This window comes from Salmonella sp. SAL00672 (genome assembly GCF_046552175.1).
Taxonomy (GTDB): Bacteria; Pseudomonadota; Gammaproteobacteria; order Enterobacterales; family Enterobacteriaceae; genus Salmonella; species Salmonella enterica.
This window is the reverse complement of the sequence record NZ_JBGDUQ010000011.1, coordinates 1-12,901: the sequence shown is the minus strand read 5'-3', so window position 1 is coordinate 12,901 and position 12,901 is coordinate 1. Positions and strand designations below refer to the sequence as shown.

Here is a 12,901-nt window from a genome sequence, read left to right as displayed (position 1 = left end):
GTGTTTATGCAACGAGGAATAGTCTGGGTCGTCGATGATGATAGTTCCATCCGTTGGGTGCTTGAACGTGCTCTCGCCGGGGCAGGGTTGACCTGTACCACCTTTGAGAATGGTAATGAAGTACTGGCTGCGCTGGCCAGTAAAACGCCGGACGTCTTGCTGTCGGATATCCGAATGCCGGGAATGGACGGGCTGGCGCTATTAAAGCAGATTAAACAGCGTCACCCGATGCTTCCGGTCATCATTATGACCGCGCATTCCGATTTAGATGCCGCCGTGAGCGCCTATCAGCAGGGGGCGTTTGATTATCTGCCTAAACCGTTTGATATTGATGAAGCCGTCGCTCTGGTCGAGCGCGCGATTAGCCACTATCAGGAGCAGCAGCAGCCGCGTAATATCGAGGTTAACGGCCCGACAACAGACATGATAGGCGAAGCGCCCGCCATGCAGGATGTGTTTCGCATTATTGGTCGGCTGTCGCGTTCTTCGATTAGCGTGCTGATTAACGGCGAATCAGGAACCGGTAAAGAACTGGTCGCCCATGCGCTACATCGCCATAGCCCACGCGCCAAAGCGCCGTTTATCGCGCTCAATATGGCGGCCATCCCGAAAGATTTGATTGAATCCGAACTGTTTGGCCATGAGAAAGGCGCTTTTACCGGGGCGAATACCATCCGGCAGGGCCGTTTCGAGCAGGCTGACGGCGGTACGCTGTTTCTGGACGAAATTGGCGATATGCCGCTGGATGTCCAGACTCGTCTGTTACGCGTGCTGGCTGACGGACAGTTCTACCGTGTGGGCGGGTACGCGCCGGTAAAAGTGGATGTGCGCATTATCGCCGCCACCCACCAGAACCTCGAACGACGCGTTCAGGAAGGGAAATTCCGCGAAGACCTGTTCCACCGCCTGAACGTGATTCGTATCCATCTTCCGCCGTTGCGTGAACGCCGTGAGGATATTCCGCGCCTGGCGCGCCATTTTTTGCAGGTCGCCGCCCGTGAATTAGGCGTGGAAGCCAAATTATTACATCCAGAAACCGAAACGGCGTTAACACGCCTGGCATGGCCTGGTAACGTGCGTCAGTTAGAAAATACCTGCCGCTGGCTCACCGTCATGGCCGCCGGACAGGAGGTATTGATCCAGGATTTACCGGGCGAACTGTTTGAAGCCTCGACGCCGGATAGCCCGTCCCACCTGCCGCCGGATAGCTGGGCTACATTACTGGCACAATGGGCGGACCGCGCCTTGCGATCCGGTCATCAAAACCTGCTTTCTGAAGCGCAGCCAGAACTGGAAAGAACGCTACTGACCACGGCGTTACGCCATACGCAGGGTCATAAACAGGAAGCCGCCAGGCTGCTCGGTTGGGGGCGAAACACCCTAACGCGGAAGTTGAAAGAGCTGGGAATGGAGTAAACATTACCCGCGAGTGTAAAGATTAATAATTGAGCGCAAAACGCTGCTATTTTGCGCTTTACTGTTCCGATGAGTTCAGTATGATCATGCCCGGCAAACGGGGGGATTCATTATGTTAGAATCTATTATTAATCTGGTATCAAGTGGAGCGGTCGACAGCCACACGCCACAAACTGCGCTAGCCGCCGTGTTGTGTGCCGCGCTGGTAGGACTGTTCAGCTGACAATGTGCCGGATGGCGCTAATGCTTATCCGGCCTACAGGTTGTCGCAACGTGTAGGCCCGGTAAGCGCAGCGCCACCGGGCAACCCGGCTAAATGACGCGCGAGAACTGCTGCATCCGCGCTTTCTGGCGCAGATACGCGTCAAAGCACATGCAGATATTGCGGATCAGCAAACGACCTTTCGCCGTCACCTGAATTCCCTTCTCGCTAATATCCACCAGCCCATCTTTCGCCAGCGGCGACAGTAACTGCAAATCTTCGGCAAAATACTCAGCGAAATGCAAACCCCACTGCTGTTCGACAGCGTTAAAATCCAGGCGGAAGTTACAAATCAGCGCCTTGATAACATCGCGACGAATGCAATCATCACGGGTCAGCGTAATACCACGCCATAGCGCATTGCCCCGCTCATCCACTTGCTGGTAATAACGCTTCAGCTCTTTCTGGTTCTGCATGTAGCCATCGCCAATCATGCTGATAGCAGAAACCCCCATCCCCAGCAGATCGGTATCGCCCTGGGTCGTATAGCCCTGAAAATTACGGTGCAGCACGCCTTCGCGCTGCGCGACGGCCAGTTCGTCGTCCGGACGGGCAAAATGGTCCATCCCGATAAACTGATAACCGGCCTGAGTAAGCGATACGATGGTCTCCTGCAAAATATCCAGTTTCTGCTGCGCACTGGGTAAATCGGCATCTTTAATTTTACGCTGGGCGGCAAAAAGCGTTGGCAGATGCGCATAGTTAAAGACGCTCAAACGATCGGGGTTCAGCTCCGTCACACGCTTCAGCGTGAAAGCGAAGCTTTCCGGCGTCTGTTTCGGTAGACCGTAGATCAAATCGATATTGGTCGAGGTAAAGCCGATATCGCGGGCGTGATTAAGCAGCGCAAAGATGAATTCTTCATCCTGCTCGCGGTTAACCAGGCGCTGCACCTCTTTATTAAAGTCCTGCACGCCCATACTCAGGCGGTTAAAACCTTCCGCACGTAAATGATCGAGCACATCCAGCTCAATTTCACGGGGATCGACTTCGATCGAGATTTCCGCGTCGGTATTAAAGTGGAAATTTTCACGCAACAGCGTCATTAAGCGGCTGATTTGCGCTTTATTCAGGTAGGTAGGCGTACCGCCGCCCCAGTGAAGCTGGCTGACATGACGGTCTGCAAACAGCGGCGCGCGATGACGAATTTCCTGCTCAAGCGCGTCAAGATACTGGTCGGCTTTATGCTGTTGGCGGGTGACAATCTTGTTGCAGCCGCAGAAATAACACAACTTGTGACAAAACGGGATATGCACATACAGCGAGAGCGGACGTTCAGGATAACGCGCCACAGCCTGCAAGAATGCGGCGTCCTCGAAGTCTTCAGAAAACTCCAGCGCGGTTGGGTACGAGGTATATCGTGGCCCGGAATAGTTATATTTCTGGATCAGGGCCAGATCCCAGTCTATTTGCTGTTCAGACATGCTCACTCCTTCCGATGGCGTCTCTGGCGGGTACGGCGTACCGGCTTCACGCCATGACGGGCGGCAAGCCGGCTGCGCAGCCATTTCTGTCGCCGCGACAATCGCTGTAGTTTAACGAATAACCACACCAGATAACATATAACCGGAAGGGTTATAAGCAGGACGGGCAAGCCCACGGTGTAAACCCGTTAGTTGCCGCCTCTTAGCAGGCGCATCATATCTTCCTGCTTCTCGTCCTCTTCGTCGTCTTCTTCGTCGTCATCGTAAGACAGACCAAGCTTCTGCATCAGTTCATCAATACGATCCAGTTTGGCATCTACCCAGGCTTGATCTTCCGCACTCAGGGTTTCGCCCGCTTCCAGACGTTCTAACAGCGCATCCAGGCGCTCATCCGTTTCCAGTAAATCCAACTCCGCCTGCGGTGAAAGCATAGGTTTCTCACTTTTCGGTTTATGCTGTTGGGTCACTTTTTCAGTCACGCCCAATGGAACAGGTGTTTTACTGCCAATACGTGGATCTTTTTGTTGATTCTGATTGCCGCCGCCCGAAGCGGAATTGCCGCCCGCCGCGCGACTTCCCGGCGCATGACCGCGATGTTTTTTCAGGCGTTTACGGTCGCGCGCCTCCTGGTTTAACTCTTCACGCGTTTTACGACGCTGTTTGCCAAAGGCTTTACTGCGCGGTGCAGAGGTTGGTTTTTTCATGATGTCAGATCTTTAAGCCGTTTTATTCAGTATAGAATTGAGGCGGAATCTAGCAGAAAGCAAGCAAAGAAAAAAGGCGACAGAGTAATCTGCCGCCTTTTTTTCTTGACTCACGACCCTTAACGGGTTCCACCATCCCTGTTGGCTATCAACACGCCCTGTTTTTCCCTTAGCCTGGAACATTCCATGTTGTTTCCATTTCCTTTTACTAACGTCTCCGGACGTTTGTCTTCCTGACAATCCTGTGTCTTCGCCTCCTGGCGCTCCTGACCCTCATCCTGAGTCGTTGATCCTGTTAGCGTCCTCGCTATGTGCATTACTTTACTCTTTTGGGGTAAACTCACAAGATACCGACACGGCAAATCCCTTTTTTTCAGACAATTACCTTTCTATAAATTCATGATTTAACTATATTAACTGGCTTTGAGCCTGACAACGACTCTGTCATGTCGCATAAGTGCAATGGACAATGTCTCACAAATCGTATGGCTTTTGCTTACAGCACCGACGCGCCGAAAAATCCGTCTTTTGCTGGCGTTCAGGTATAATCGCCACAATGCTTTGACTGACGGAGACGACCGCTTTGACTAACCTGAATTATCAACAGACGCATTTTGTGATGAGTGCGCCTGATATTCGCCATTTACCTTCCGATTGCGGAATTGAAGTGGCTTTTGCTGGCCGTTCCAATGCAGGCAAATCCAGCGCCCTGAACACGTTGACCAACCAAAAAAGCCTGGCGCGCACCTCTAAAACGCCGGGCCGTACCCAATTGATTAACCTGTTTGAAGTCGTAGATGGCAAACGGTTGGTCGACCTGCCGGGCTATGGCTACGCGGAAGTCCCGGAAGAGATGAAACGCAAGTGGCAACGCGCGCTGGGGGAATATCTGGAGAAACGTCAAAGCCTACAGGGCTTAGTCGTTTTAATGGATATCCGCCATCCGTTGAAAGACCTCGACCAACAGATGATCCAGTGGGCTGTAGAGAGCAATATCCAGGTTCTGGTTCTGCTGACCAAAGCGGACAAACTGGCCAGCGGCGCGCGCAAGGCGCAGTTGAATATGGTACGTGAAGCCGTGCTGGCTTTTAATGGCGATGTGCAGGTAGAAGCGTTTTCCTCGCTGAAAAAGCAGGGCGTGGATAAGTTACGTCAGAAGCTGGATAGCTGGTTTAGCGAACTGGCACCGGTCGAAGAGATTCAGGACGGGGAATAATCACCCGCTATGCCGGATGGCGCCGCTGCGCGTCTTATCCGGCCTACGGTGTGAGCGAAACTTTTCTTACGCCCAATAAAAAACGCCCCAGTCATAAACTGACTGGGGCGGCTAAAATATTCAGCCAAATCCGATTACGTGAAGTAAAAGGTCTGAAAGATAGAACATCTTACCTCTGTACCCTACGCGAATAACTTTACTCTTTTTTGAGCAACACAGAAAGACCTTTTCGTAATTTTTTTTCATTCTTTACATAGGGAATTCTAATACCCATCACAAAACCCCCGTGCTTATGTTGCTTAATTACGAAAAAAGCGCGTTATTCCTTAAATGCTTAGTGCGCTTGATCCCAATTTTCCCCGCTACCGACTTCTACCAGCAACGGCACATCAATACGCGTGCAGTTTTCCATCAACTGATGGATACGTTTTGCTACCGCATCTAAGTCGTCTTTATGCACCTCGAACACTAATTCATCGTGTACCTGCATAATCATCCGCACGCGTGGCTGCTCGGCCTGTAGCCAGGCATCGACGGCAATCATGGCGCGCTTGATGATATCGGCAGCCGTTCCTTGCATGGGAGCATTGATCGCCGCGCGTTCCGCCCCCGCGCGCCGCGCCGCGTTGCTGGATTTAATATCCGGCAGATAAAGGCGGCGTCCCTCCAGCGTTTCCACATAGCCTTGTTCTTTTGCCTGAGCGCGGGTGCGCTCCATATATTCCAGCACGCCAGGGTAGCGTTCGAAGTAGAGATCCATATACTTCTGCGCCTCTTTACGCGGAATATTAAGCTGGCGAGAAAGACCGAAGGCGCTCATCCCGTAAATCAGGCCAAAGTTAATGGCTTTCGCACTTCGGCGCTGTTCCCCGGTCACGCTATCCAGCGGCAAGCCAAAGACTTCCGCCGCCGTTGCACGGTGAATATCTTTCCCTTCGGCGAACGCCGTGAGCAGCCCTTTATCACGGGAAAGATGCGCCATAATACGCAGCTCAATCTGTGAATAGTCCGCAGATACGATGAGATAATCCTCAGGCGCAATAAATGCCTGACGAATGCGGCGGCCCTCTTCATTGCGCACCGGAATATTTTGCAGGTTCGGATCGGTGGACGATAAACGTCCCGTCGCCGTTACCGCCTGATGATAGGACGTATGGACGCGCCCGGTTTTCGGGTTAATCATCAGCGGCAGCTTATCGGTATAGGTGGATTTTAGCTTCGCCAGACCACGATACTCCAGAATCACTTTCGGCAGCGGATAGTCCAGCGCCAGCTCTTCCAGCACCTCTTCCGACGTTGACGGCGCGCCGCCAGGCGTTTTCTTCAACGGCTTAATACCCTGCTTTTCAAACAGGATAGTCTGCAACTGCTTCGTTGAGGACAGGTTGAACGCCTCGCCCGCAATGTCATGCGCTTTCTTTTCCAGTTCCGCCAGACGTAGTGTGATTTCTTCCGAATGTTTGTGCAGGACGGCAGGATCGATTTTTACGCCATTGCGCTCAACGCGTGACAGTACCGGCACCAGCGGCATTTCGATGTTTTCGAAAACATTCAGCGGGCCTTTGTGCTGCTGGAGCTCAGGCCACATTTTGAGATGCAACTGTAACGTGACATCCGCATCTTCTGCCGCATAGCGCCCCGCTTCCTCCAGTGCGATCTGGTTAAAGGTGAGCTGGTTTTTACCTTTACCGGCAATGTCTTCAAAGGTGATAGTTTTGTGCTTCAGCCAACGATCGGACAAACTGTCCATATCATGGCGTCCGGCGACGCTGTTCAGAATGTAAGACTCAAGCATGGTATCGAAGGCGATACCGCGCAGCTCAATACCGTAATTTTGCAAGACGCCGCGATCGTACTTGAGGTTTTGCCCCACTTTGCGCACTTTTTCATCTTCCAGCAGCGGCTTCAGCAGTTCCAGAGCACGCTGGCGGGAGATTTGATCCGGAGCGTCCAGATAATCATGCGCGACAGGTACATACGCGGCAACGCCAGGTTCGATAGCAAACGAGAGGCCCACCAGGTTGGCGGCGATATTATCCAGACTGTCGGTCTCCGTGTCGAAAGCAAAAACTGGCGCTTTTTTCAGCTTTTCAATCCAGCTTTCCAGCGTAACGTCGTCCAGAATCGTGACATAATTTTCATAAGAGAGCGCCGCTGCCGGTTCGCTGGGCGATTCATCAATAACGACCGTTTCCTGCGGTTTGGCCGCCGGTTTCGCGCCCTTTGCCTGTAGCCACTTGCCTGACTCGACGTCCGCCGTCCAGCGCTTAAACTCATATTTTTTAAACAGGCCCAGCAGTTCATCCGCAATCGGCTGCTGCACTTCAAGCTGTTCGCAGGTCAGCTCCAGTTCAACATCCGTTTTAATGGTGGCGAGTTTATAAGACAGGTACGCTACGTCTTTATTCTGCGCTAATTTACCGGCCATCGTTTTGGCGCCGCGGAAAGTGAGGCCGGCAATTTTTTCCGGCTCGGCGTACAGCGTATCCAGGCCGCCCAATCCCTGAAGCAAGGCTTGCGCCGTCTTCTCACCCACGCCTGGTACGCCTGGAATATTATCCGAGGAGTCCCCCATCAGCGCCAGAAAGTCGATAATCAGCTCAGGCGGCACACCGTACTTATTAACGACTTCATCCGGGCCGAGGATGGTGTTAGTCATGGTGTTGATCAGCGTAATATTCGGCGTCACCAACTGTGCCATATCTTTATCGCCGGTGCTGATTAATACCGGACGCCCCACCTTCTCCGCTTCCCGCGCCAGTGTACCGATAACGTCATCCGCTTCTACGCCAGAGACCGCCAGCAGAGGTAACCCCATGGCTTTAACCATGGCATGTAACGGCTCTATTTGCGCACGAAGATCATCCGGCATCGGAGGACGATGCGATTTGTAATGTTCAAAGAGCTCATCACGGAAGGTTTTTCCTTTGGCGTCAAACACCACCGCAGCATGCGTCGGCTGATACTGCATGATCAGGCTGCGCAACATGTTGAGGACACCATACATTGCGCCCGTAGGTTCTCCCGCGCTGTTGGTTAACGGCGGAAACGCATGATAGGCGCGATAGAGATAGGATGAGCCATCTACGAGAATAAGTGGGTTTTCTGGGATCTGAACCATAATGTCCGTGCCTGTTTAACAGATTATGGTTAAAGGATGCCACATACAGGAGGAAAACTTGAGTTTTTCGCCGCATTTGCGGAAAAGTTTTGTCGATCTTCAGGATCGCTCGCAAAATAACCTGTGGATAACTTTGTGTGTAAATTCTTACCATTACTTTAAAATCAGCGCGATAGCCTTCTCGTCTTAATAATTACCCATTATTTTCAATGAGTTGTTAACATCACGTTTTTCTGATTATCTGATTCATGCCGTTATCATAATGTGGATAGTTGTTACGAGTGTTTCTATTTCACTCAGCGCCATCATTAGCATCGTTTTCTGATAGAATCAGCCCCTTGCGCCCTTTTCGCGCACCGTTTATGGCTAACTTTTGAATAATTTATTATGACGAGAATACTCGCGGCTATCACGCTCCCATTAAGTATCGTATTGACCATCCTGGTCACTATTGTTTGCTCAGTACCGATCATCGTTGCCGGTATGGTAAAGCTCCTTTTGCCTGTTCCCTGTATCTGGCGCAAGGTCTCCATTTTCTGCAATTTCATGATGTATTGCTGGTGTGCTGGTCTTGCAGCGCTGTTACGCCTTAATCCGCACTTGCAATGGGATGTAGAAGGGTTAGAAGGGCTGAGCAAGAAAAATTGGTATTTACTGATTTGTAATCATCGCAGCTGGGCCGATATCGTTGTGCTTTGCGTTCTGTTCCGCAAGCATATCCCAATGAATAAGTACTTTCTTAAACAGCAATTGGCCTGGGTACCGTTCATTGGCTTGGCGTGCTGGGCATTAGATATGCCGTTTATGAAGCGCTACTCCCGTAGCTACCTGCTCCGCCACCCCGATCGACGCGGCAAAGATGTTGAAACAACTCGTCGCTCTTGCGAAAAGTTTCGTCGGTATCCCACCACTATCGTTAACTTTGTTGAAGGCTCGCGATTTACGCATGAGAAACGTCAGCAAACGCATTCACCTTATCAACATCTGTTGCCGCCAAAAGCAGCCGGTATTGCAATGGCGATTAACGTTTTAGGCTCACAGTTCGATAAGCTGCTTAATATTACGTTGTGTTACCCAAACAACGATCGCCACCCTTTCTACGATATGCTAAGCGGTAGGCTGACGCGTATTGTTGTTCGGGTGCAACTGGAACCCATAAATGAAGAACTGCACGGCGATTACGTGAACGACAAAACATTCAAACGCCGTTTTCAACGTTGGCTTAATACGCTGTGGGATAAGAAAGATATACAGATAGAAGAGATTAAAACATCTTATAAAAACGCCGGTCAGTGACCGGCGTTCTTTTTATTTTTTATCAACCAAATATTTCACAGTATCAGCATACTGCTGAACAAAAACATCCATGCTGCTGGTATCCATGCCTTGTGGGTTAATCTGGTATTTGCCATTGACGAACATCGCCGGAACGCCCTGCAGTTGCAGGTCAGCCGCGGCTTTCTCCTGTTGCGCAACCAGTGATTTCACCACGAAGCTGTTCCATGCCGCATCGTAATCTTCGCCTTTGACGCCCGCATCTACGAACACTTTACGGATATCCGCGGCAGATTGTACTGTCTGGGTTTTCTGTACGGCTTCAAACAGCGGGACCGTGACTTTATCTTCTACACCCAACGCCATCGCCACCGCCCATGCCTGGGTGAGCTCCTTGCCCAACGGCCCCAGGAACTCAACGTGGTACTTGGTCATTTTGGTGCCTTCCGGCAGCTTTTTCTTCACATTGTCAGACACATGAAGCACTTCTTCAAACTGATAACAATGTGGGCAGTAGAAGGAGAAAAACTCCAGTACCTGGGGTTCGCCAGCGACCGGTTTATCCAGCGTGATATACTGTTTACCGTCGCTGATCTGTGCTGCCGAGGCGCTAAAAGCTAAAACCATACCAGCCAGCGCCAGCCAAATCTTTTTCATGATCAACTCTCTCCGATTAATACATTGGCGTTAATTGTAAAGGGGGTTCGTGCAAAATTTTAGTCTGCTCAATAAAAGCCGTTGTCTGTCGCTGCCAGTAATCTTCCCCTGTTAACCAGGGAAAGTTTTTTGGAAACGCAGGATCGCCCCAACGACGAATCAACCAGGCAAGATAATAAACTAAACGCATGGCGCGTAAAGGTTCAATGAGACCAATTTCAGCCGTATCGAACTCACTAACTTCTTCATAAGCTTCAATAATGGTTTCAAGCTGCATTCGCTGTTCGGCTTTGTCGCCGTTCAGCAGCATCCATAAATCCTGTATCGCCGGACCGTTACGGGCATCATCTAAATCGACAAACAGCGGTCCATCACGCCATAGAATGTTGCCGGCATGACAATCGCCGTGCAATCGCAGCGTGGCGAAATCGGTGCGCCAGCATTCGGTAACTGCAGACAGTAGAGTATCAGTGGCTTTCAGGAAAGCCGCTTTTTGCCCGGAGGGAATCAGTGCGGCATCTTCGAATACCTGGCGAGGTTCAAAAAGATACTCTGCAAGCCCAATGTCAGGCCGGAAAGTGAAAGGACGTTTTCGCCCCGTCTGATGCAATCGGCCAAGATAACGCCCTACCGCCTCCATCTGATCGATATTGTCTGCTTCAAACTGACGACCGCCTACGCTGGGGAAAATGGCATAATGATAGCCCTGATGCGCTAACAGTGTCTGGCCATTAAACGCGAGCGGAGCAGCAACCGGAACCTCATCCTTCACCAGTTCAAGCGCGAATTGGTGTTCTTCCCGAATTTGATCAACAGACCAGCGTTCAGGACGATAAAACTTAACGACAAAACGTCGACGGTCTTCATCCTGAAACTGATAGACGCGGTTTTCATAACTGTTTAGTGGAGTCAGCCCGGAATCCACCCTGATCCCCTGTTCAAACAGCGCATCCATGATGGTTTCCGGGTGTAGCGTCTGGAAAGTAAAAGCGTTGTCGTTCATCCCACCATCATCCGGAAAATACTACGAATGATTCAGGATATCATTTCGTGGCGATTTCGGTGGCGCCGCTTACAAGGTTTTACTCTTTAATAACGCCGCGGGCGCGTAAAAGCGCCGTTTTAAAGTCCTCTTCATAGTCTTTTTGAATCCCTGGAATGGCGGCGTCTTTGGCGGAATCGCGCATTTTCAGATGGTAGATCAGGATATCATCAGTTAAATCTTCCAGTTTGCCGTCAAAACCTGACTCTTTCGCCAGTTTCTGCAAAAATTGCGTCAGATTAAGATCAGGCTCTTTCTGCCAGGCTGGCTGGAGGAGTTCAATGACTTCATTCAGGCGTTTACATTTCATAGCTGTGCTCCTTATTCTTGATACAGACACGGTAGCAGGGTCAATCCCACAATAAAAGAGGCGATATCGGTGAATCTGGATGAAGTAATAACCGGCGTGGTGCTGGCAGGCGGTAAAGCCCGGCGGATGGGAGGTGTGGATAAAGGTCTGCTTGAACTGAACGGTAAACCGCTCTGGCGACACGTTGCCGACGCGCTCGCGCCGCAACTGGCTACGGTCGTCATTAGTGCTAATCGCCATCTGGATATCTACCAGGCCAGCGCCCTGAAAGTCATTCCGGATTCAATTGCTGACTTTCCCGGTCCGCTGGCGGGTATGCTTTCCGTTTTTCAGCAGGTAGCAGGCGACTGGTTTCTGTTTTGTCCCTGTGACAATCCCTGTATCCCCCACACCCTGGTCGATCGTTTAGCAGCGCAGCGTCATGGCGCACCCGTGGTTTGGGTTGATGATGGAGAGCGCGATCATCCAACGATCGCGTTGATTAATCGTGCCGTTGAGCCCCAGTTGACAGCTTATTTGCAAGCAGGCGAGCGGCGGGTAATGATTTTTATGCGCCAGGTAGGCGGACACGCCGTTGATTTCAGCGATTGTAAGGAGGCATTTGTGAACGTCAACACGCCGGAGGAACTCGCGCAATGGCAAAAGAGACCATGATACCGCTACTCGCCATTGCCGCGTGGAGCGGCACGGGAAAAACAACACTGCTGAAAAAACTGATCCCAGCACTTTGTGCGCACGGTATTCGGCCAGGGCTGATTAAGCATACCCATCATGATATGGATGTTGATAAACCGGGTAAAGATAGCTACGAATTACGTAAGGCCGGGGCGGCACAGACGCTGGTTGCCAGTCAGCAGCGCTGGGCGTTAATGACTGAAACGCCGGGGCAAGAAGAGTTGGATCTGGCATGGCTGGTGAGCCGGATGGATGCATCAAAGCTGGATATGGTGCTGGTAGAAGGGTTTAAACACGAGGCAGTTGCGAAGATCTTACTTTTTCGTCAGGGATGTGGGCACAGCGAGGAAGAATTAATTCTTGATGAGCATGTTATTGCGGTTGCCAGTGATATTCCACTTGCCGTAGCGGTACCCGTTTTGGATCTTAATGATGTATCGCAGATTTCTGCCTTCATTTTGCGGTGGTTAGAGAAAGCACGTTCCTTGTAGGCCGGATAAGGCGAAGCTGCCATCCGGCGGTGCCGGTTGCCTGATGGCGCTGCGCTTATCAGGCCTACATTTTTACAGTTACCACACACGCAAAAAAGCCCGTCCAGACGGACGGGTTTCTTCACTTGTCTGATGCCTGGCAGTTTATGGCGGGCGTCCTGCCCGCCACCCTACGGGCCGTTGCTGCGCAACGTTCAAATCCGCTCCCGGCGGATTTGTCCTCCTCAGGAAAGTGCTCACCGGCAGACCACAGATAAAACAAAAGGCCCTGTCTTCCGACAGGGCCCTTCGTTTTATTTGATGCCTGG

General features: G+C 51.3%; 13 protein-coding genes. 6 read left to right on the top strand and 7 right to left on the bottom strand.

What is annotated here, in order from left to right; all coding sequences use genetic code 11:
• The first annotated feature begins 6 nt into the window (after positions 1-6).
• Entirely contained in the window at positions 7-1,416 is a 1,410-nt protein-coding gene (glnG, locus tag ACLJTG_RS20010) for a nitrogen regulation protein NR(I) (RefSeq protein ID WP_001188783.1), read from the top strand.
• Positions 1,417-1,528: 112 nt separating this feature from the next.
• Positions 1,529-1,639 carry a YshB family small membrane protein gene (locus tag ACLJTG_RS20005; protein WP_001578131.1) on the top strand — a complete coding sequence of 37 codons (111 nt, stop codon included), beginning with the start codon at positions 1,529-1,531 and terminating at the stop codon, positions 1,637-1,639.
• 89 nt (positions 1,640-1,728) lie between these two features.
• On the opposite strand, the gene hemN is transcribed toward ACLJTG_RS20005, so the two are convergent.
• The 3 genes from hemN to ACLJTG_RS19990 form a co-directional block, all read right to left on the bottom strand.
• Positions 1,729-3,102, bottom strand: a complete 1,374-nt coding sequence (gene hemN / locus ACLJTG_RS20000) for an oxygen-independent coproporphyrinogen III oxidase (protein WP_000003520.1) — start codon at positions 3,100-3,102, stop codon at positions 1,729-1,731.
• 188 nt (positions 3,103-3,290) lie between these two features.
• Positions 3,291-3,806, bottom strand: a complete 516-nt coding sequence (gene yihI / locus ACLJTG_RS19995; RefSeq protein WP_000743292.1) for a Der GTPase-activating protein YihI — start codon at positions 3,804-3,806, stop codon at positions 3,291-3,293.
• A gap of 119 nt (positions 3,807-3,925) precedes the next feature.
• Complete coding sequence (locus tag ACLJTG_RS19990; protein WP_001541209.1) at positions 3,926-4,150, bottom strand: hypothetical protein; 225 nt, start codon at positions 4,148-4,150, stop codon at positions 3,926-3,928.
• Positions 4,151-4,389: 239 nt separating this feature from the next.
• Here ACLJTG_RS19990 and yihA point away from each other — a divergent pair, with 239 nt between their 5' ends.
• Positions 4,390-5,022: a ribosome biogenesis GTP-binding protein YihA/YsxC gene (yihA, locus tag ACLJTG_RS19985; protein WP_000183327.1), complete on the top strand. Its 633-nt coding sequence runs from the start codon at positions 4,390-4,392 to the stop codon at positions 5,020-5,022.
• Between the two features lie 334 nt (positions 5,023-5,356).
• Here yihA and polA read toward each other — a convergent pair whose 3' ends face one another.
• Complete coding sequence (polA, locus tag ACLJTG_RS19980) at positions 5,357-8,143, bottom strand: DNA polymerase I (RefSeq protein WP_000249972.1); 2,787 nt, start codon at positions 8,141-8,143, stop codon at positions 5,357-5,359.
• 387 nt (positions 8,144-8,530) lie between these two features.
• Here polA and ACLJTG_RS19975 point away from each other — a divergent pair, with 387 nt between their 5' ends.
• The gene (locus ACLJTG_RS19975; RefSeq protein WP_000196894.1) at positions 8,531-9,439 is read left to right on the top strand and encodes an acyltransferase; all 909 of its coding nucleotides are present in this window, start codon (positions 8,531-8,533) and stop codon (positions 9,437-9,439) included.
• A gap of 12 nt (positions 9,440-9,451) precedes the next feature.
• On the opposite strand, the gene dsbA is transcribed toward ACLJTG_RS19975, so the two are convergent.
• The 3 genes from dsbA to ACLJTG_RS19960 form a co-directional block, all read right to left on the bottom strand.
• Positions 9,452-10,075 carry a thiol:disulfide interchange protein DsbA gene (dsbA, locus tag ACLJTG_RS19970; protein WP_000725364.1) on the bottom strand — a complete coding sequence of 208 codons (624 nt, stop codon included), beginning with the start codon at positions 10,073-10,075 and terminating at the stop codon, positions 9,452-9,454.
• A gap of 16 nt (positions 10,076-10,091) precedes the next feature.
• Positions 10,092-11,078, bottom strand: a complete 987-nt coding sequence (locus ACLJTG_RS19965; protein WP_000999262.1) for a serine/threonine protein kinase — start codon at positions 11,076-11,078, stop codon at positions 10,092-10,094.
• 79 nt (positions 11,079-11,157) lie between these two features.
• Positions 11,158-11,427, bottom strand: a complete 270-nt coding sequence (locus ACLJTG_RS19960) for a YihD family protein (RefSeq protein WP_000649858.1) — start codon at positions 11,425-11,427, stop codon at positions 11,158-11,160.
• Between the two features lie 69 nt (positions 11,428-11,496).
• Between ACLJTG_RS19960 and mobA the strand changes: the two genes are divergently transcribed.
• Positions 11,497-12,081 (top strand): molybdenum cofactor guanylyltransferase MobA, encoded by a 585-nt coding sequence (mobA, locus tag ACLJTG_RS19955; protein ID WP_079951471.1) that lies wholly within the window; start codon positions 11,497-11,499, stop codon positions 12,079-12,081.
• Positions 12,078-12,593 carry a molybdopterin-guanine dinucleotide biosynthesis protein MobB gene (gene mobB, locus ACLJTG_RS19950; RefSeq protein ID WP_010989085.1) on the top strand — a complete coding sequence of 172 codons (516 nt, stop codon included), beginning with the start codon at positions 12,078-12,080 and terminating at the stop codon, positions 12,591-12,593. Before mobA ends, mobB begins: the two co-directional genes overlap by 4 nt.
• Positions 12,594-12,901 lie beyond the last annotated feature (308 nt).